Below are 19,852 nucleotides of genomic sequence, written 5' to 3'. Positions count from 1 at the left end.
GCGCCTCGACCGGGCGAAAACCTGCCACGGCCTTACCCCATGGTACGTCGATTGGCGGGAAGCGCCTGCCGGGGGGTCTGTCAAGAGGCCGGAGGAATGAGCGCGGCCGAGCGCGAGGTGGGGTGCCCGGGCCGCCGTTCCTGCGGGAATTCATGCGGGTCAACGGGTATCCACGACCTTGCCCGCCGGAGTTCCGGCGGGCAAGGGACTTGAGTCACATCTGAGCTTGTGAGCCGCGGGGCGACCTGACAGGCACCCCTTTGTCACCACATCGCCGGCCGGCCTACTTCTTCTTCTCCTTGGCCTTCGGCGCCTTCTTCCAGCCGATGTCCTGGTAGCGGGGGGAGCCGAGGCCGAAGGCGCCGGCGTTGACGAGGCTGGGCTTGACCGCCACCAGCTCCGGGCGCTGGAAGAGCGGGATGGAGCCGGCCGCCGCCCAGATCCGTGCGTCGGCCTTGCGCACCAGCTCGCGGGACTGGGCCTCGTCCAGCTCCCCGACCGCCTGGTCGAACAGCTGGTCGATGTGGTCGGTGCCGACCCGCGTGTAGTTCTGCTCGACCAGGAGCGACCCGTCCGCCGCGGGCTCCGGCTTGGCGAAGATCGGCCGGGCGTCGGTGGCGGGGAAGGCCGTCGCCGGCCAGGAGTACAGCGCCAGGTCGTACTGGCCCGAGGCGATGTGGTCCTTGAAGAAGCTGTCGTCGGCCACCTTGGTGATCTCGGTGTTCACCCCGAGCTTGCGGAGCATCTGGGAGATCCGCTCGCCGACGGTGCGCAGGGGCTCCGAGCCGGGTCCGGCGGGGAGGACGAAGCGCAGGGTGAGCGCCTTGCCGTCCTTGGCGAGCATGCTGCCCGAGGTACGGGTGGCCTGCTTGGCGGGGGCCGGGGACCCCTTGGCGGGGTCGTCGGCCGTGTCGCCGTCCAGGAGGGGGCCGCGCTTGGCGTCGTCGACGGTCCGGACCCTGGCCGCCTGCGCGAGGAGGGAGGCCTTCTGCTGCGCCCCGAAGGGCGCGGGCGCCAGGACCGGGGAGACGCGGTCGTGGCCGCCGTCCGCGGCGGCGGCGCCGGCGGCACGGGTGTCGGAGGCGGTGTCGCCGTTGGCCGCGTCGTCCTCTCCCACGATGTACAGGCCGTCGTTGCCGGTGCCCGGGCCCGCGGGGGTCTTGCCGTCGTCCTGCGGGGTGCTCTCCGGCCCGGCCTTCGCCCCGGCCGGCTCGGTGAGCTTGCCGCCCCGGCGCCAGCCCGCGTCGGCGAGGAGGGCCTGGGCCGCCTTGGCGTCCTGACCGCCGAGGGCGTCGCTGTTGTCGGCGTACGCCTGCTGCCCGGCCAGGGCCACATGGCTGCCGACCGGCTTCGCGGGCAGGCCGAGCGGCTTCAGTACGAGGTCGGCCAGCGCCTGGCGGTCCAGTGCGCGGGCCACGGCCCGGCGTACCCGCTCGTCGGCCAGCGGGCCGGACGCCCCGTTCATGGCGAGCTGCGTGTAGGCGGGCTCCAGGGACTTGCGGACGGTGAAGCGGCGCAGAGCCGCCTGCTCGTCCGCGTACCGCTTCACCGACTCGGTGTGCTTGGCACGCGCCTCCTTCTCCTGCTCCGCCTTCTCCTCGTCCGTGCCGAAGGCGTTCGCCCAGGACAGCGTGGCCTGCGCCGGGGTCAGCTCGGCGGCCGGGCCGTGCGCCGGGGCCCCGCCCGCGCCCGCGCCGCCCTTGCCGGCGGCGTCCCGGCGGGCCAGTGCGATGCGGTCGGCACCGGCGCGGTCGATCTCCGCCAGGTCGACCTTCCCGGCGGCCAGCGCCGCGGGGCGCTCGGCCCGCGGCACCGCCGTCAGGACGAGCGAGTCCAGCTTGGCCGGCCTGCCCCACCAGCGCGGATTGCGCGTGAGGGCGGCGGTGCCCGTCTTCTTGTCGATCGCCCCGAGCGCGAAGGGGCCGGCGGTGACCTTCAGGGTGCCGCGGGCGCCCTCGTTGAAGGCGTCCGGGGTGCCGGTGACCTGCTTGGGGTAGAGCGGGGAGAACAGTGAGCGCCAGTCCGCGTACGGCTTGGCGAAGGTGACCCTGACCTCCAGGTCGGTCTTGCCCCTCTCGATCTTCTCGATCCGCTCGTAGCCGGCGTTGCGCGCCGTCCAGTACGCCGAGTCCTTGCCGTTGAGGGCCCGCCACTGGGCCACGAAGTCGGGGGCGCCGATCTCCCGCCCGTCGCTCCACACGGCCTGCTGGTTCAGCTTGTACAGGACGACCTGCTTGGGCTCCCGCTCGATGACCTCGGCCTTCTCCAGGTAGTCGGGGTTGGCCACGGGCCGCCCCTTGGCGTCCAGCACGAACAGGTGCGGCAGCACGGCCCCCGCGATCCGGCTGGTGGTCGCGTCCGCGTCGGCCTGGAAGGCGTTGAGGGTGTCGGGCAGGGTGTCCACCGCCCACCGCAGCACACCCCCGTCCGCGACCTTGTCGCGGGTGGTCGCGGCGATGTCCTGGCCCGCGGCGGCCGGGCCGCCCTCGTCGTCACCCGCGCCGCAGCCCGTGAGCAGCGGCAGTGCGAGGACTCCCGAGGTCAGGAGCGCCAAGGACCTGCGCCTTCTCTGGGACATGGGTGGTACCTCCGGGGGCGGGGCGTGGGGGAAGCATGATCACGTTCGGCGGTATATGGAGCTGATCACACCGGTTGCCGGACTCCACTGAAATCGACGGCGCTCCGCACCCTCCGCAGCCGCCTCTCGCCACGCCGCGAACCCCACCCGTGCGGACCAATCCCGCTTGCGGGCGGGGGACGCTCCCCGGGGAGGGGGAGGAGGCGACGGGAGGGGCGGAGGGGACGGCGGGAGGGACGGGAGGAGGCGACGGGGAGGGGCGCACGGTTCGCGCCTGCGCGCCCGCAATCGCCGCACGTCCCCTTCACAACCGGGGCCCCAGGCGCGACACTCGCTGGCGCACATGAGCGTTGCCACCGCACCCTGGCGGAAGTGAGGGCAAGTCATGTCCCTGCACGACGATCTGACCGCAGTACGGCGCAACCTGGACGAGCTGACGCGCAAGGTCGAGCGGCTGGAACAGCGGGCCGCGCGCCACAGGCCCGCGCCGGACGCGCCGGACCCGTCCCGGATGGTGACGGTCCCGGACACCCCCTACGACAGCGCACTGTGGACGGACTCCGACGACGAGGGCCTCGGGGGGTGTCCTGCCGACCAGGCCGGGCCCACGACGCCTCGTGCCGCTCCCTGATCCGGCCTGGTCGACAAGCCCCTCTCGCGGGCCGCGATCCCACGCGTCCCGACGCCGCCCGTACACGGCCCGCACGCCGTCCACCCCGCACCGCGCCCCAGGCCCCGGCCGCCTCGCCGCCGGGAGCGTCCCCTCATCACTCCTACCGGAGTCCTCTTTGGCCACAGGCACGGAACGACCCCAGCAGCGGCCCGGCGGCGTCCACGACGCCTCCCGCGCCGCGATCGCGGCCCGGCACCTGCGGACGGACCGGTGGTGGCTCGCCCCCGCCGGCACCGCGGCCGGGCTGCTCGCCTTCATCGTCTACTCGACCTGGCGGGCCTTCGCAGGCGCCGACTACTACGCGGCGCCCTACGTCTCGCCCTTCTACTCCCCGTGCCTCGCGGAGAACTGCGCGCAGATGCGCGGCGGCCCCAACTGGGACCTCTTCGGCAGCTGGTGGGGCCTGTCCCCCGCCCTGCTGATCCTCGTCTTCCCGCTCGGCTTCCGGCTGACCTGCTACTACTACCGCAAGGCCTACTACCGCGGCTTCTGGGCCTCACCGCCCGCCTGCGCCGTCGCCGAGCCGCACACCCGGTACACCGGTGAGACCCGTTTCCCGCTGATCCTCCAGAACGCCCACCGGTACTTCTTCTACGCGGCGATCCCGGTCGCCGGCATCCTCACCTACGACACGGTGCTGACCTTCCGCGACGCGGACTACGCGTGGGGCCACATGGGCCTCGGGACCCTGCTGTTCCTGGTCAACATCGTGCTCATCTGGGCCTACACGCTGTCCTGCCACTCCTGCCGCCACATCATGGGCGGCCGGCTCCGGCACTTCTCCAAGCACCCGGTCCGCTACCGGCTCTGGGGCTGGGTCAGCCGGCTCAACTCCCGCCACATGCAGCTCGCCTGGGCCTCCCTGGTCAGCGTGGCCCTGTGCGACTTCTACGTCTACCTGCTGGCGAACGGCGCCTTCACCGACCCGAGGATCTTCTGACATGGCCCGAGTGGAACGGCAGCAGTGGGACGTGGTCGTCGTCGGCGCCGGCGGAGCGGGGCTGCGGGCCGCGATCGAGGCCCGTGAGCGGGGCGCCCGTACGGCCGTGATCTGCAAGTCCCTCTTCGGCAAGGCCCATACGGTGATGGCGGAGGGCGGGATCGCCGCCTCCATGGGCAACGTCAACGACGGCGACAACTGGCAGGTGCACTTCCGCGACACCATGCGCGGAGGGAAGTTCCTCAACCAGTGGCGGATGGCGGAGCTCCACGCCAAGGAGGCCCCTGACCGGGTGTGGGAGCTGGAGACCTGGGGCGCGCTCTTCGACCGCACCCCCGACGGGAAGATCTCCCAGCGCAACTTCGGCGGACACGAGTACCCCCGCCTCGCGCACGTCGGCGACCGCACCGGCCTGGAGCTGATCCGCACCCTCCAGCAGAAGATCGTCGCACTGCAGCAGGAGGACTTCAGGGAGTACGGGGACTACGAGGCCCGGCTGAAGGTCTTCCAGGAGTGCACGGTCACCCGCGTCCTGAAGGACCACGGCCGCAAGGACGGGCCGGCGGTCTCGGGCGCCTTCTGCTACGAGCGGGAGTCCGGCCGCTTCTTCGTGCTGGAGGCCCCGGCCGTGGTCCTGGCGACGGGCGGCATCGGCAAGTCCTTCAAGACCACCTCCAACTCCTGGGAGTACACCGGCGACGGGCACGCGCTGGCCCTCCTCGCGGGTGCGCCCCTGCTCAACATGGAGTTCGTGCAGTTCCACCCGACCGGCATGGTCTGGCCGCCGTCGGTGAAGGGGATCCTCGTCACCGAGTCCGTGCGCGGCGACGGCGGGGTGCTGCGCAACTCCGAGGGCAGGCGGTTCATGTTCGACTACGTCCCCGAGGTGTTCAAGGAGAAGTACGCGGAGTCGGAGGAGGAGGGCGACCGCTGGTACGAGGACCCCGACCACAACCGGCGCCCGCCCGAGCTGCTGCCCCGCGACGAGGTGGCGCGGGCCATCAACTCCGAGGTGAAGGCCGGCCGCGGCTCCCCGCACGGCGGGGTCTTCCTCGACGTGTCCACCCGGATGCCCGCCGAGCGGATCAGGCGGCGGCTGCCGTCCATGTACCACCAGTTCAAGGAGCTGGCGGACGTGGACATCACGGCGGAGCCGATGGAGGTCGGCCCGACCTGCCACTACGTGATGGGCGGGATCGCGGTCGACTCCGAGACGGCGGCAACCGTCGGGGTGCCCGGACTGTTCGCGGCGGGCGAGGTCGCCGGCGGGATGCACGGCTCGAACCGGCTCGGCGGGAACTCCCTCTCCGACCTGCTGGTCTTCGGACGGCGGGCCGGGCTGCACGCCGCCGAGTACGCGGCCTCACCCGCGGGGCGCCCGGCCGTCTCCCAGGCGGAGATCGACGCGGCGGCGGCGGAGGCGCTGGCCCCGTTCCACGCCGCCGACGGCGCGGAGAACCCGTACACGCTGCACCAGGAGCTGCAGACGACCATGAACGACCTCGTCGGCATCATCCGCCGGGAGGGTGAGATGGCCGAGGCCCTGGAGCGGCTCGCGACCCTGCGCGTACGGGCCTCCCGGGCCGGTGTCGAGGGCCACCGGCAGTTCAACCCGGGCTGGCACCTGGCCCTGGACCTGCGGAACATGCTGCTGGTCAGCGAGTGCGTGGCCCGCGCGGCCCTGGAGCGTACGGAGAGCCGGGGCGGGCACACCCGCGAGGACTGCCCGGCGATGGAGCGGGCCTGGCGCCCGGTGAACCTGCTGTGCCGGCCCGTGGACCCCGCGCCGGCGGACCCGGCGGCCGACCGGATCGAGCTGGTCCGGACCCGCACCGACCCCATCCGCCCGGACCTGCTCGCACTGTTCGACAAGGAAGAGCTGGTCAAGTACCTCGCCGAAGAGGAGCTGCACGGATGAGCACGTACGAGGCGAGCTTCCGGATCTGGCGGGGCGACGCGGAGGGCGGGGCGCTCGGGGACTTCACCGTCGAGGTGCACGACGGCGAGGTGGTCCTGGACATCGTCCACCGGCTGCAGGCCACCCAGGTCCCGGACCTGGCGGTGCGGTGGAACTGCAAGGCGGGCAAGTGCGGCTCGTGCAGCGCGGAGGTCAACGGCCGGCCCCGGCTGATGTGCATGACGCGCATGTCGACCTTCGAGCGGACCGAGACGATCACGATCACGCCGCTGCGCGCCTTCCCCGTCGTCCGGGACCTGGTCACGGACGTGTCCTTCAACTACGAGAAGGCACGGGAGGTGCCGGCCTTCGTGCCGCCCGAGGGGGTGGCGCCGGGCGCGTACCGGATGCAGCAGATCGACGTGGAACGCTCGCAGGAGTTCAGGAAGTGCATCGAGTGCTTCCTGTGCCAGGACACCTGTCACGTGGTGCGTGACCACGAGGAGAACAAGTCGGCCTTCGCCGGTCCGCGCTTCCTGATGCGGGTGGCGGAGCTGGACATGCACCCGCTGGACGCGGCCGCGGAGGCGGGGCTCGACCGCAGGCGGACCGCGCAGGAGGAGCACGGGCTCGGCTACTGCAACATCACCAAGTGCTGTACGGAGGTCTGCCCCGAGGGCATCAGGATCACCGACAACGCGCTGATCCCGCTGAAGGAGCGGGCGGTGGACCGCAAGTACGACCCGCTGGTGTGGCTGGGCAGCAGGATCGGCCGCCGCAAGGGCTAGGGCCTGTATCGAGTTGCCCCGTGGAGCAAGGAGCGGCGTTCGGTGCGTGCCCTCGGCGCACGAGCCGAATGTCCTGGTAGCTCCGCTACCAGGACATTCGGCTCGTGCGCCGAGGGTGCGTGCCGGGCGTCGCGACGCCGCGGGGCAACTCGATACAGGCCCTAGATCAGGGGCGGACAGCCCGGGCCCGGCCCTGATCCGCCGGACACCCCCCAGGGGGCTGCCGGGGGCCCTCGGCGAGGACCCCCGGGCCCTGCAGGCCACCCGGAGGGGCGAAGAGGGCGAGGGCGGCCACGGTGAGCACGGCCGCGGCCATGATCTTCTTCGTGGGCTGCCGACGACGGCTCCCGGACGGGGTCACTGCGCGTTGCTGCGGATGCGGGCAGGATGAACGGCTCATACCCTCCCAAATGTGATCCCGCCGAGAATCGAGCCGCGCAGCAGAGCACGCGTACGGGCCGGACTCGCCCTGGCCGCCGGACTGCTGGCGCTCGGCGGCTGGGGCGCCGTCCAGGCTCCGAGCGCACGCGCCGAGGACCCCGTCGCCCTGTCGCAGCAGGGGCAGATCACCGACCTCGTCGGCGCGCTCGGCGACCGGGAGCCCGCCGTCACCGCCGCCCTCGACGAGCTGTACGACGACCGGAGGATCCAGCTCTTCGTGGCGTACGTGCGGGACTTCTCCGGTCGCTCCGCCCAGAGCTGGGCGGACGCCACGGCGCAGCGCAACGGCCTGGGCCGGGACGACGTCCTGCTGGCGGTGGCCACCGGGGCCCGCCAGTACGCCTATTCGGCCGATGTCGACTCCGGTTTCACCGAGGCGCAGCTGGCCGAGGTGGCGCGGACCGCCATCGAGCCGCCCCTGCGGCAGAACGACTGGGCCGGCGCGGCGATCGGCGCGGCGAACGGCTACGACGCGGTCCTCGGCGGGCAGCCCGTACCGGCGCCGACCATCACGCCCGGCCCGCCCGACCCCGGCGGCGGGAGCGAGGGCGGCGGCGCCGGGGACTTCGTGCTCCCGGTGGTCGCGGTCGGTGCGGCCGGGGCGCTGGGCGTGTACGCGTACCGGCGCCGCAAGCGCGGGGAGGCGGCGGCCGGCGGGCGCGGGACGACGACCGGGCCCGGCTGGCCCGAGGGGGCGCCCGACCGCCTGCCGCTGCCGGAACTGGACGGCCGCGCGAAGTCGCTGCTGGTGGAGACGGACGACGCGGTCCGCACCAGCGCGGAGGAACTGGGCTTCGCCGTCGCCGAGTTCGGCGAGGAGGCGGCGGCTCCCTTCACGGCGGCCGTGGAGTACGCCGAGGGCGAGCTGACGCGCGCCTTCCGGCTGCGCCAGCAGCTCGACGACGCCTACCCGGAGGACGACGCCGCCCGGCGCCGGATGCTGGACGAGATCGTGGCCCGCTGCACCGAGGCGAACCGGCGGCTGGACGCCCAGGCCGCGGACTTCGACCGGCTGCGGGACCTGGAGCGGAACGCCCCGCAGGCCTTGGCGGCCGTCGAGGAGCGCTACCTGGAGCTGACCGGGCGCACCACCACCGCCGAGGCGACGCTGACCGCGCTGGCCCGGCGGTACGCGGACTCCGCCTCCGCGCCGGTCTCCTCCAATCCCGAACAGGCCAAGGACCGGCTGCTGTTCGCGGCGACCAGCCTGGGGCTGGCGCACGCGGCGGTCGACGCCGGCGAGAACGGCACGGCGGCGGTGCACGTACGGTCCGCCGAGGGCGCGGTGGGTCAGGCGGCGACCTTGATGGACGCGGTGGAGCGGCGGGCGCAGGAGCTGGCGGAGGCGGCCGGAAAGCTGCCGGGCGCGCTGACGGAGACGGAGGCCGACCTCGCGGACGCCCGCGGGCTGCTGACCGGCACCGCCGAGGGCGCCTCGACGGCGGACCTGCGCGGGCGCATCGGCCGCGCCGAGTCGGTACTGGCCGTCGTACGGCAGGAGGAGGCGGCCGGCCGGTACGACCCGATCGACGTGCTGCGCCGGGTGGAGGAGGCCGACGCGGCACTGGACGAGGCCCTGGCCGGGGTGCGGGAGCGGGAGTCGGGCCGGCAGCGGGCGGCGGCCCTCCTCGACCAGGCCATGCTGGCGGCGCGCAGTGCGGCCGGCGCCGCGACCGACTACATCACCACGACCCGGGGTGCGGTGGGCAGCCAGGCCCGCACACGGCTGGCGGAGGCGGGCCGGCGGCTGGAGCGGGCGGCGGCGCTGGCGGAGCGCGACCCGTCGGAGGCGCTGGCGCAGGCCCAGCAGGCGGACGCGCTGGCGCGGCAGGCGCAGCAGCTGGCGGAGCAGGACGTACGGGCGTACCAGGACCCGTTCGCGGGCCGGCGCGGCGGCGGGCAGGGCGGCGCCGTCCTCGGCGGGATCATCCTCGGCGAGATCCTGCGGGGCGGCTTCGGGGGTGGCGGCGGCAGGGGCGGCGGAGGCTTCGGCGGGGGCGGGGGACCGGGGTCCTTCGGCGGCGGCGGCACCCGGGGCCGCATGGGCGGTGGCGGCCGCTTCTGAACCGCCCGCGGCGCGGCCGCGCACCGGACAGACAGACCACCCCCTCACCAGGAGAGGCCCATCATGAGCAAGCAGACGATCCTCGGCCGGGTCACCCAGCTCGCCAAGGCCAACATCAACGCGCTGCTGGACCAGGCGGAGGATCCGCAGAAGATGCTGGACCAGCTGATCCGGGACTACGCCAACAACATCTCGGAGGCGGACCAGGCCGTCGCGACGACCATCGGCAACCTGCGGATGCTGGAGGCCGACCACAAGGAGGACGTGGAGGCGGCCGCCGAGTGGGGCTCCAAGGCCCTGGCAGCGAGCCGGAAAGCGGACGAGCTGAGGGCGTCGGGGGCGACGGCGGAGGCCGACCGCTTCGACAACCTGGCGAAGGTGGCGCTGGGGCGGCAGCTGCAGTCGGAGAAGGAGGCCGAGACGGCCGAGCCGACGATCGCCGCACAGACGGTGGTCGTCGACAAGCTCAAGTCGGGCCTGGAGTCGATGCGGAACAAGCTGGCGGAGCTCCAGGCGAAGCGGGACGAGCTGGTGGCCCGGGCGCGGACCGCCCAGGCGCAGAACACGATGCTGGACGCGGTGAAGAACATCGACGTCATGGACCCGACGAGCGACCTGGGCCGCTTCGAGGAGAAGGTACGGCGGGAGGAGGCGATGGCCCTGGGCAAGCAGGAGTTGGCCGCGTCCTCCCTGGACGCCCAGTTCGAGTCGCTGGAGGACCTGGGCCGGACCTCGGAGATCGAGGCCCGCCTGGCCGCCCTCAAGCAGGGCCGCGCCGCTTAGTGCTGTGAGACCTCAGGGTGCCTCGTCCGCGAACGCTCCGGCGCGCTGCGCCGCGGCCGCCCGGACGTCCGGGTCCTCCAGCGGGTCGTCGGCCAGTGCCGCGAGCCGGGCGCGGACGGCCGAGTCGGCGGCCGGCGCGGCGGCGACGGCGAGCAGGAGGGTCCGGGCCTCGCAGTCCCAGAGGCATTCCGCGTACAGGTCCTGGGCCGCGCCCGGGTCGATGGCGGCGATCGCGCGCAGGTAGTCGGCCCGCTCGTGGCTGTGGGGCGTCTCCCGCAGGAGGGCGCGCAGCGGCCGGACGCCGTCGGCGGCGAGGGGCCCGAGGCGGGCCAGTCGCCGGGCGGCGACGTCGGGGCCGCACCATTCGCCGGTGTCCCGCAGGTCGGCGAGTTCGCGCAGGAGTTTGGGCAGGGCCTCGGGGCCGGGGTTGTCGTCCAGGACCTCCTGGCCGAGTGCGGCCAGCCACGGCCGTTCGTCCCGGGCCCAGTCGCGGGCCGCCGGCACCGCCCGTCCTCCGAGTCCCTGCAGGGCGGCTCGGAGTCCGGGCAGCGGTCGGCCGGCGCCGGGGAGGCCGAGCAGCGGGACGAGCGGGATCAGTCCGGGCTGGGGGCCGCGGCGGGTCAGGGTCCGCAGCACCCCGGCTTTGTCGCGGGGGGTGGCGCCGGGCTCGGCGAGCAGTGCGAGCAGCGCGTCTGTTCCGAGCCGCTCGCGCACGGGGGCCGGCTGCGGCCCCTGCTGGGCCGCGGGGTTGCGCGGGATGCCGAAGTGATCCCAGGGTTCGCGGGCCCAGGGCTGCTCCTCTTCGCCGGTGATCCGGTCGCGGGCCACCTCGCGGAGCCCTTCCCACCAGGCGAGGGGCCATTCACCGGCGATCGACTCCATTACGCCGACCCAGTGTTCGCCGTGCCGGACGTAGTCGCGCAGGCCTTCCGCGGCCTCGCCGTCCCCGGCCAAGGCGAGCAGTTCCAGTACCGCACTCGCCCGCCACACCGCTTCCTCGTCACCGACCAGTTGGTCCAGCAGCGGCCCGATCGGCAGGCCGAGGTCACGGACCAGCCGGGCGTGGTAGCGGGCGCGCGCGTCGCACTGGCGGTCCCAGCGCCATTCCCGCCGGATGCAGTCGTACACGAACGGCGCGGCGGCTGCGGGATCGTCGAGGGCGCGGAGGTGGCCCAGCCCGCGGCCCCGTTGCAGGAGCCCCTGAAGGGAGTCGGGCGGCGCGTAGGCCGGTGTTTCGCAGGTCATCTCCGCGCACGATGCCGCAGCCGGGCCACGGCCACCAACCGGTTTACCGGCGGGCGGCCCGACCCCCAACCCCGGCGGGCCGGCTTCCCGGGGGTTGGGCCGGTGAGCGGGCCCGCCGGTCAGCCGTACATGTTGAGCAGTTGCTCCGCCGAGAGTTCCGAGGCGGCTTCCTCCGCCGCGCCGGGCAAAGGCAGCTCGAACCACACCGTCTTGCCGCGGTGGGTGCGCCGGGTGCCCCACCCGGCGGAGAGCATGCCGACCAGCTGGAGGCCCCGGCCGCCCTCGTCGGTGTCGCGGGCGCGTCGGCGGCGCGGCTGGACCAGGTTCGCGTCCCACACCTCGCACACCAGCGTCCGGTCCAGCAGCAGCCTGAGCCGGATCTCGCCCTCGCCGTAGCGCAGGGCGTTGGTGACGAGTTCGCTGACCAGCAGCTCGGTGGTGTCCAGCAGGCCTTCGAGGCCCCACGCCGGCAGCTTGGCCCGGGCCAGTTCCCGCGCCCGGCCCACCGACCGGGCCTCGCGCGGTAGCTGCCAGTCCCCGACGGCGTCCACGGGCAGGCCCTGCACCCGGGCCATCAGCAGGGCGATGTCGTCCTCACCGTGCCGGGTGTCCAGGGTGTTCAGCACGTGGTCGCAGACGTCCTCCAGGGGGCGGACCGGGTCGGCGAGCGCGGCGCGCAGGCCGCGCAGGCCCTCCTCCAGCGGATGGTCGCGGGACTCCACGAGTCCGTCGGTGTACAGGGCGAGCAGGGCGCCCTCGGGAAGTTCCACCTCGACCTCCTCGAACGGCTCCCCGCCGACTCCGAGCGGCAGCCCGGTCGGCACCTCCAGCAGCAGGGCGGGAAGCGGTTCGCGTTCCTCGCCCGGCTCGGCGTGTCGGGGCGACACCAGGGCGGGCGGCATGTGGCCGGCGTTGGCGATGGTGCAGCGCCTCGTCACCGGGTCGTAGACCGCGTACACGCAGGTGGCGAGGTACACCTCCGAGCGGTCGGAGTCGCGCGAGTGCAGGGCTGCGCGTGAGGCCTGCTGGGATCCGCCGGGCGCGCCGAGGCCGCGTGCGATCTCGTCGAGCGCGGTCAGCACCTCCGCCGGTTCGAGGTCCAGCAGGGCCAGGGTCCTTACGGCGGTGCGCAGTTCGCCCATGGCGACGGCGGCCCGCAGGCCGCGGCCCATGACGTCGCCGACGACCAGGGCCGTGCGGTGCCCGGGCAGTTCGATGACGTCGAACCAGTCGCCGCCGACCTCCGTGGCCGCGTTGCCCGGCAGGTAGCGGCAGGCGATGTCCAGGCCGGCGGCCTCCGGGTCGCCGGGGGGCAGCAGGCTGCGCTGCAGTATCAGCGCCCGTTCGTGCTCGCGCCGGTAGAGCCGCGCGTTGTCGATGCAGACGGCGGCGCGGGCGGCGAGCTCCACGGCCACCGCACGGTCGCGTTCGCCGAAGGGCTCGCTGCCCTTCGTACGGGAGAACTGTGCGAGTCCGACGACCGTGTCGTGGGCGACCATCGGCACCACCAGGGTGGACTGCACGAGGTCTTCCGGGCCGGCGCCCTCGATCAGCCGCGGTCGTGCCGTGCGCAGGGCGAGGGCGCCCGGTGACGCGGCGGGATAGCGGTGGATGTCGCCTACGGCGACCAGGGCGCCGGGGCCGGACAGCGGGGCGTCGGAGACGGCGGAGGAGAAGGCGACCCGGCGCAGGGGCGCGGAGGGCGTACGGGCCGGGCCCTGGCCGGGGAGGCTGGGTACGCCCGGCCCCTGGGGCCGTGCGGGGCGGTCGTCGTCGCCGAGCAGCAGCCCCTGGTAGAGGTCGACGGCTGCCAGGTCGCAGAAGCCGGGGACGGTGACGTCGAGGAGTTCGCGGGCGGTGGTCTCCAGGTCGAGGGAGTTCCCGATGCGGTGCCCGGCCTCGTTGAGCAGGGCGAGATTGCGCCGTACTCCGGCGGCCTCGCGGGCTGCGAGGTGGCGGCGGGTGACGTCGGTGCCGATGCCGGCGACGCCGATGGGGCGGCCGCTCCCGCCGTGTACCCGGTAGAGGTTGATGGACCAGTGGCGGTTCTCGCGGCTGCGGGGGGTGGCTCCGGTGATCCGCAGGTCGGTGACGGCGTCGCCGGTGTCCAGCACCCGGCGCAGGGCGTCCGCCATCCGGTCGGCCTCGTGCGGCGGCAGGTAGTCGTGCACGGTGCGGCCGCGGTGCGTCTCGGCGGTGCCGCCGAAGACGGTGGCGAAGCGGCGGTTGGCGCGCTGCACGGTGAGGTCGGTGCCGAAGAGCAGGAAGCCGAAGGGAGATTGGCCGAATATGGCCTGTGACGCGGCGAGGTCGGATTCGATGCGGCGCAGTGCGCGTACGTCGACGACGACGCAGAGGGCGGCCCGTTGCGCGGTCTCGGTCTGGGTGGGCATCACGTAGATCTCGGCCACGCCGTGCGCGCCGTTGCCGCCGGGGATCCGGAAGGGGATCAGGCCGGTCCACTCCTTGCCGTCGAGGATCTCGGCGACCTTGCGGTGGGCGTCGGGGCGCAGTTCGGGCGGCATGAAGGCGTCGACGGGGTCGCGCCCCACGGTCTGGGCGGCCGTCAGCCCGAAGAGCTCTTCCGCGCGCAGGCTCCACTGGTCGATGTACCCGTCGGGCCCGATCGAGAAGGATGCAACCTTTATGTAGTCATATATCGAGCCAGGCGGACTGCTGTGCCACAGGGCGTCGTGCCATGTCTCCCGAGGCACATTGGCCTGATGTGCCTGCGCAGGTATTTCGCTCACGCGACCGTCCCCTCCAGCTCACCGCAACCGGACCGGCCATGACGGCAGTATTCAGCACCACGACCCCGGACGGCACGGCGTTCACGATCACAGCACGGTCTCGATGATTTCGAGCCATGTCGCGCGATCTCCCCCGGCCCCCTGTCCGGCCACCGCCGGAAGGGACCGCGGGGGTTCTCCCGCCACCGCTCACCTTGTTACTCACCAGGAAGAGCCAACTCGAACCACACAGTCTTACCTGTTTTCCCGTGACGTGTGCCCCATCGCCGCGAGGAGACCGCCACGAGGTGCAGTCCGCGGCCGCCCTCGTCCTCCGCGCCGGCCTCCCGCTCGCGGGGCGGATCCGGAAGCGGATCGGAGATCTCCACCAGGAGCGCGGGGCCTCTGGCGGGGGCGTCCGCGAGGCCGTCGGCGGCTGGATTCCGCCATATCAGGCGGACGCCGATGGGGCCGGAGGCGTAGCGGAGGGAGTTGGTGACGAGTTCGCTGACCAGCAGCACGGTCAGGTCTCCGACGGCTTCGAGCCCCCACTCGTGCAGGGTTCCGCGCACGGCGTGGCGAGCGGTGCGGACGGCGCCGGGCTCGGCGGGGAAGGCCCATTCGGCGCTCTCACCGTCTGTGTCGATCACGCCGATCACTTCCCGGGCCAGCTGCGACCCCAGTCCGGTTCGTCTGGGACGAAAGAGGGACGAGATAGGGATTAATAGCGACATACCCGATATTCAGGGCGTCGTACCACTCGATCCCGAACCCACCGGCGCACCGTGCCGCGGACGGCCTAAGGCGCGTCCCCGCTCATGCCCTGCGCCCGTCCGCACGCCCGTCCGCGCGCCCGTCCGCGCGCAGTCGGCGGCCGGCCTCGGCGACGGCGGGGCGGTCCTGGTCGAGCCAGTCCACCGACTCCAGCTCCTCCGGCCCCAGCCAGCGCAACTCGTCGTGGTCCTCCAGCGGCGCCGGCACCCCCGAGAGCAGCCGCGCCGTCCACACGTGCAGGACCAGGCCCGGCTTCAGCGGCCACTCCCCCGGGATCCGCTCCAGCGGCTCGGTCTCCACGCCGAGTTCCTCGCGCAGTTCGCGTACCAGCGCCTCGGGGACGGACTCGCCCGGTTCGGCCTTGCCGCCCGGCAGCTCCCAGCGCCCGGCGAGCTCCGGCGGTGCGCTGCGGCGGGCGGCCAGCAGGCGCCCTTCATGGCAAAGGGCTCCGCCCACGACCACTCGTACAGTCATGGGCGGAGCCTACGCCGACGCCGTCAGGCGCCGTTGACTCAGTTCATCGTGGCGGTCTGGCCGATCCGCTCGACCCAGTAGAGCTGCTTGTGTCCTCGGTCGTCGAGACTGTCGACGACCTTCTGGGCCTCGGCCCGGGTGGCGTACCGGCCCACCCGGTAGCGGTTGCCGTTGTCGTCCTGACGTATGACCAGCCACGGGAGCAGGGCACCGCTGTCGTTCATCGCGCTTCACCCTCCGCCGACGTATCTGCCCGGGAAACCGCACTGTGCATATGCCCGACCTTACGCCCGACCTTTACACAGCGGATACGGTTTTTCACGAAGAGATACCTGGCAGGCGTACGCATCCGGCCATGCGTACGAGTGCGCCGCGTGCGCCGGTCCGAACCAGGCGCTCACGGGCATCGAGGGACACCACCCACGCGCCCCTGAGGCCTCTACGGACGGGTATACCCGCAGGTAGCTTCGAGGGGGCGCCGCTGCCCGAGCCCTCGGCGAGCCCGGGAACAGGCCCGTTCCGGCCACCGCGAAGGAGTCAGCGAGGGTGGTGCGAGCGCCCTGCGGCCCACGGGAGACGGCCTCCGGGGCGGCCGGGGACGATCACCATCGCGCCGAAACCCGCCGCCCCAGGCCCTTGCCGGCCGGACGCCCCTCAGCGCACCGGCAGGTGGTAGGAGAGGCGGTAGCGGTCCGCCGGGACGACGACGTCGGCCGTCTCCACCGCGCGGCCGGAGGCGTAGTAGGTGCGGCCGATCACCAGCACCACATGCCCCGGGACGCCGCCGAGCAGCATGATCTCCTCGGCCAGGCCGGGCCGGGCGCCGACCTCCTCCACCATGTTGTCGACGACGACGTCGATCGCGGCCATCCGGTCGACGACCCCGGAGCCCCCCAGCGGTCCCTCCTCCGGCAGCATCACCGGGGTCCGCCCGGTCACGGCGAGCGGCTCCCAGGAGGTCGAGAGCATCATCGTCTCCCCCGCGTCGCGGAACACGTACCGCGTACGCATGACCCGCTCGCCCGGCTCGATGCCGAGCCGCGTCGCGATCTCCGCGGACGCGCCCGTCTGTTCACTGCTCGACTCCCACGTCCCCCGCGCGCCGGAGTCGGCCTGCTCCTGCCGGAACGGCGTCGAGGCGCCGCCCGTGCGGTAGCCGGAGCGGACCACCCGCCGCGGCACCGGCTGCTCCCGCACGTACGTACCGGACCCGGACCTGCCCTCGACCAGCCCCTCCGCCATGAGGACCTTGCGCGCCTCCAGGGCGACGGTGTCGGAGACCCCGTACTCCTCGCGGATGCGGGCCTGGGACGGGAGCCGGGCGTGCGGGGGCAGAGAACCGTCGACGATCTGACGCCGAAGATCACCGGCCACGCGAAGATAGGCCGGCTGCTCACCGAAAGTCACTGGGCACTCCCATCAGGTTGACAGACAGCTACAGCCTGGCAACCGACGGTTGAATACCGCAAGCAAGGGCCAGAGTTTCACCCGAAGTGATGAAGCCAGGTCACTCAAACCCGCTACCGTGCGTAACCCCCCGAGGGCGTCACACCGCCTGGGACGAGGGCCTGCGCCCGTGCCAGTCCTCCGGGTCCTCCGGGCCGGCCTGGTCGTCCTCCAGCCATTGCGGAATCCGCGTCGACAGCCCGTACGCGCCGCGCAGCGCCTTCTCCGTCTCCAGCGACATCGCGGCCGCGGCCCGGTCCCCCAGCCGCTCGAACTCCGCCCCCGTACGCGCCTGGGAGGCGCGCTGCCACGCCGCCCGGGCCACCTCGATCTCCTTGAGCTGCGCCGGGACGACCACCTCCAGCCCCGGCCGGGCCGCGTCCTGCTGGAGGACCTGCGCCTCCTCGCCGAGCGCCGCGTGCATCTGCAGCGCCCACGCCCGGTGCCGGCCCAGCGCCTCGCCGGCGTCCTCCTCGGGGGGCCGGCTCATGACGAACTCGACACCGTTGGCCGCGCGCAGGAAAGCCGCCTGCTCGGGCTTCAGCATCCCGGCATCCCGGCGCAGGCTGCCGCGCCACTCCTCCTCCGTCGTGCCGATGACGCAGAGCAGCATCCGGTCGCCCTGGACCCAGGCCTCCCGCGAGGGAGCGAAGTAGAACATCTCCGCGAACTCGGGGAGGGCCCAGGTGTCCATCGCGTACTCGTCCTGGGCCTTCCAACAGGCGTCCTCCGCCGCCCGGTCGGCCTCGGGCGAGTCGGGGTCGGCGCCGCCCACCGTCTTGGACGCGGTGACCTCGGCGTGGTGCACCCGCGAGCAGTCGACCGCGTACACCAGGGGCCGGTCGTCGAAGAGGTCCCCGCCCGGGACGTTGAAGCAGTCGCCCGGCCTCAGGCCGCTGATGTCCCTGAGCTCGCCCTCGACTTCGCTGTACTCGCCCAGTCCACCGGGCCGGGCGTCGACCGCCTGCACGAAGCGACCGACGGCGAAGACCATCACGCCGGTCATCACGACGGACAGCACGAGCCCGGTGACCGCCAGGGCCTTGCCCCGGTCCCCCTTCTTCGCGATCTGCACGAGTGCCGCGATGCCGAAGGCGATGCCGAGCGGCGGGAAGCACAGCAGTCCGGACAGGAGCGAGGCGAGGGCGAAGCCGTTGAGCGCCGGCGGCTGCGGCCCCTGGCCGGGCGGCGGCCCCCATCCCGGCCGCGGTGCCGGCGGGGGCCAGGAGTGGCCCGGCCCGGGAGGAGGACTCGGCGGGATGCTCAAGGGGTCGTACTCCATCGCAGGTGGCAGAGGGCATCACGGGTGGCGGGGGGCGCCGGGAGGCACCACGGAGGGCGCGAACGGATGCGCGAATAGTACGCAGCGGGGGCGACCGGCACTCGGTCGCCCCCGCTGTTCCCTCACGTTCCGGTCACTGCATCCGGCCCGCTCCTCAGAACTGCAGCGCCCAGGAGTCGATCTTGCCGGTGTCACCCGTGGCGTTGTCGTTCACCCGGAGCTTCCACGTGCCGTTCGGCGCCGCCTCGGACGAGGCGTTCACCGTGAAGGTCCTGATGATGTTGTCGGCGCTGCCGCCCGAGCGGTTGTGCAGCGTGTACACGGTGCCGTCGGGCGCGACCAGGTCGACCCTCAGGTCGCCGATGTACGTGTGCTTGATGTCGACCGGGACCTTCAGCGTCGTCGGGGCGTTGCCGATCACCCCGCTCACGGCGACCGAGGACTCCGCGGTCGCGTTGTCGTTGATCGCCCGGTCGGCGGTGTTCTCGAAGCGCTTGCCCGGCGGGACGGGGCCCAGGGCGGTCACGTGCAGCAGGCGGTTCGGCGAACCGGTGCCCGCGCCGGTCACCTTGTCCGGGGTGGCGGATCCGATCAGCGCGGTGGCCACCTGGGCCGGGGTGCTGGACGGGTTCTGCGACAGGAACACGGCGGCCGCGCCCGCGACGTGCGGGGTGGCCATCGAGGTGCCGTTGATGGTGTTGGTCATCGTGTCGCCCGTGGACCACGCGGAGGTGATGGCGGAGCCGGGGGCGAAGATGTCCAGGGAGGCGCCGTAGTTGGAGTAGCCCGCCTTGGCGTCGGCGCTGGTGGTGGCGCCGACGGTGATGGCCTCGGCGACGCGCGCCGGGGACTTGGTGGAGGCGTTCGCCGACTCGTTGCCCGCGGCCACGGCGTAGGTGATGCCGGAGGCTATGGAGTTGCGCACGGCCGTGTCCAGCGCGGTGTCCGCTCCGCCGCCGAGCGACATGTTGGCGACGGCCGGCTTGACGGCATTGCGGGTCACCCAGTCGATGCCCGCGACGACCTGGGCGGTGGTGCCGAAGCCGCTGTTGTCCAGGACGCGGACGCCGACGATCTTGGCCTTCTTGGCCACCCCGTACGAGCCGCCCGCGAGGGTGCCGGCGACGTGCGTGCCGTGGCCGTGCCCGTCCTGCGCGGTGTAGTCGTTGTCGATGGCGTCGTAACCGTAGGAGGCGCGGCCGCCGAAGTCCTGGTGCGTGATGCGGACACCGGTGTCGATGACGTACGCGGTGACGCCCTGGCCCGCCTGGTCCGGATACGAGTAGCTCTGGTTCAGCGGAAGCGCCCGCTGGTCGGCGCGATCCAGACCCCAGGACGGCGGGCCGGGCTGGGTGGCACTGGCGGTGAAGACGCGGTTCTGCACGACGGACTCGACCGCCGGGTCCGCCGCGAGCTTCTCGGCCTGGGCCCGGGAGACCTCGACCGAGTAGCCGTTGAGGGCCGCGCTGTAGGTGCGGTCGATCCGCGCGCCGTACTTCTTGGCGACGAGCTTGCCGCCCGCGCTGGTGGAGCGGGGCGCGGTGTCCTTCAGCGTCACGATGTAGCTGTTGGCCACGGTCCCCGGGGCCCCGGCGTTCTGGACCACGCCGCGCGCCTCGCTGCCGACGGCCGAGGCGGGCAGTGCGCCGGCCGCGCCCAGCGCGAGGGCCACGACCGCGGTCGCGCTGATGCCGGCGGTCTTCCGGCGGATGTGACGCATCACTGGCATGTGACGGG

At 73.2% G+C, this 19,852-nt stretch carries 15 protein-coding genes; 6 read left to right on the top strand and 9 right to left on the bottom strand.

Translation table 11 applies throughout. The annotated features are described in order from the left end of the window. Nucleotides 1-283: 283 nt before the first annotated feature. Nucleotides 284-2,578: an ABC transporter family substrate-binding protein gene (locus tag BSL84_RS21760; RefSeq protein ID WP_075970959.1), complete on the bottom strand. Its 2,295-nt coding sequence runs from the start codon at nucleotides 2,576-2,578 to the stop codon at nucleotides 284-286. Between the two features lie 385 nt (nucleotides 2,579-2,963). On the opposite strand from BSL84_RS21760, the gene BSL84_RS21755 reads away from it, so the two are divergent. The 6 genes from BSL84_RS21755 to BSL84_RS21730 all read left to right on the top strand — a co-directional run bounded on the left by BSL84_RS21755 (nucleotide 2,964) and on the right by BSL84_RS21730 (nucleotide 10,165). Continuing rightward, nucleotides 2,964-3,209 (top strand): hypothetical protein, encoded by a 246-nt coding sequence (locus BSL84_RS21755; RefSeq protein WP_075970958.1) that lies wholly within the window; start codon nucleotides 2,964-2,966, stop codon nucleotides 3,207-3,209. 157 nt (nucleotides 3,210-3,366) lie between these two features. Continuing rightward, the gene (locus BSL84_RS21750) at nucleotides 3,367-4,191 is read left to right on the top strand and encodes a hypothetical protein (protein WP_075970957.1); all 825 of its coding nucleotides are present in this window, start codon (nucleotides 3,367-3,369) and stop codon (nucleotides 4,189-4,191) included. Between the two features lies 1 nt (nucleotide 4,192). After that, nucleotides 4,193-6,109 carry a fumarate reductase/succinate dehydrogenase flavoprotein subunit gene (locus tag BSL84_RS21745; protein ID WP_030031230.1) on the top strand — a complete coding sequence of 639 codons (1,917 nt, stop codon included), beginning with the start codon at nucleotides 4,193-4,195 and terminating at the stop codon, nucleotides 6,107-6,109. Then, on the top strand, nucleotides 6,106-6,876 hold the full coding sequence (locus BSL84_RS21740) for a succinate dehydrogenase/fumarate reductase iron-sulfur subunit (protein ID WP_045322769.1): 771 nt from the start codon (nucleotides 6,106-6,108) through the stop codon (nucleotides 6,874-6,876). The genes BSL84_RS21745 and BSL84_RS21740 overlap by 4 nt, the downstream gene beginning before the upstream one ends. 412 nt (nucleotides 6,877-7,288) lie before the next feature. After that, nucleotides 7,289-9,382 (top strand): TPM domain-containing protein, encoded by a 2,094-nt coding sequence (locus BSL84_RS21735; protein ID WP_420718788.1) that lies wholly within the window; start codon nucleotides 7,289-7,291, stop codon nucleotides 9,380-9,382. A 63-nt stretch (nucleotides 9,383-9,445) separates the two neighbouring features. After that, nucleotides 9,446-10,165, top strand: a complete 720-nt coding sequence (locus tag BSL84_RS21730) for a PspA/IM30 family protein (RefSeq protein WP_030034252.1) — start codon at nucleotides 9,446-9,448, stop codon at nucleotides 10,163-10,165. Nucleotides 10,166-10,177: 12 nt separating this feature from the next. Here BSL84_RS21730 and BSL84_RS21725 read toward each other — a convergent pair whose 3' ends face one another. The 8 genes from BSL84_RS21725 to BSL84_RS21690 form a co-directional block, all read right to left on the bottom strand. Next, nucleotides 10,178-11,410, bottom strand: coding sequence for a hypothetical protein (locus BSL84_RS21725; RefSeq protein ID WP_075970956.1), 1,233 nt, complete (start codon nucleotides 11,408-11,410; stop codon nucleotides 10,178-10,180). A gap of 119 nt (nucleotides 11,411-11,529) precedes the next feature. Next, on the bottom strand, nucleotides 11,530-14,160 hold the full coding sequence (locus tag BSL84_RS21720; RefSeq protein ID WP_420711230.1) for a SpoIIE family protein phosphatase: 2,631 nt from the start codon (nucleotides 14,158-14,160) through the stop codon (nucleotides 11,530-11,532). Between the two features lie 197 nt (nucleotides 14,161-14,357). Beyond that, nucleotides 14,358-14,798, bottom strand: a complete 441-nt coding sequence (locus BSL84_RS21715) for an ATP-binding protein (protein ID WP_030030647.1) — start codon at nucleotides 14,796-14,798, stop codon at nucleotides 14,358-14,360. A 157-nt stretch (nucleotides 14,799-14,955) separates the two neighbouring features. Beyond that, nucleotides 14,956-15,387, bottom strand: coding sequence for a (deoxy)nucleoside triphosphate pyrophosphohydrolase (locus tag BSL84_RS21710; RefSeq protein ID WP_075970955.1), 432 nt, complete (start codon nucleotides 15,385-15,387; stop codon nucleotides 14,956-14,958). Nucleotides 15,388-15,425: 38 nt separating this feature from the next. Then, nucleotides 15,426-15,611, bottom strand: coding sequence for an SPOR domain-containing protein (locus BSL84_RS21705; RefSeq protein ID WP_030029543.1), 186 nt, complete (start codon nucleotides 15,609-15,611; stop codon nucleotides 15,426-15,428). A gap of 430 nt (nucleotides 15,612-16,041) precedes the next feature. Further along, nucleotides 16,042-16,794 carry a GntR family transcriptional regulator gene (locus BSL84_RS21700; protein WP_030029545.1) on the bottom strand — a complete coding sequence of 251 codons (753 nt, stop codon included), beginning with the start codon at nucleotides 16,792-16,794 and terminating at the stop codon, nucleotides 16,042-16,044. Nucleotides 16,795-16,933: 139 nt separating this feature from the next. Next, on the bottom strand, nucleotides 16,934-18,100 hold the full coding sequence (locus BSL84_RS21695; RefSeq protein ID WP_158880206.1) for a DUF4190 domain-containing protein: 1,167 nt from the start codon (nucleotides 18,098-18,100) through the stop codon (nucleotides 16,934-16,936). Between the two features lie 169 nt (nucleotides 18,101-18,269). Beyond that, nucleotides 18,270-19,844: a S8 family peptidase gene (locus tag BSL84_RS21690; RefSeq protein ID WP_030029548.1), complete on the bottom strand. Its 1,575-nt coding sequence runs from the start codon at nucleotides 19,842-19,844 to the stop codon at nucleotides 18,270-18,272. Between the last annotated feature and the right edge of the window lie 8 nt (nucleotides 19,845-19,852).

The sequence above is a fragment of the Streptomyces sp. TN58 genome (assembly GCF_001941845.1).
Classification (GTDB): domain Bacteria; phylum Actinomycetota; class Actinomycetes; order Streptomycetales; family Streptomycetaceae; genus Streptomyces.
The sequence above is the reverse complement of the archived record's forward strand: the minus strand, read 5'-3'. Positions and strand labels throughout refer to the sequence as shown.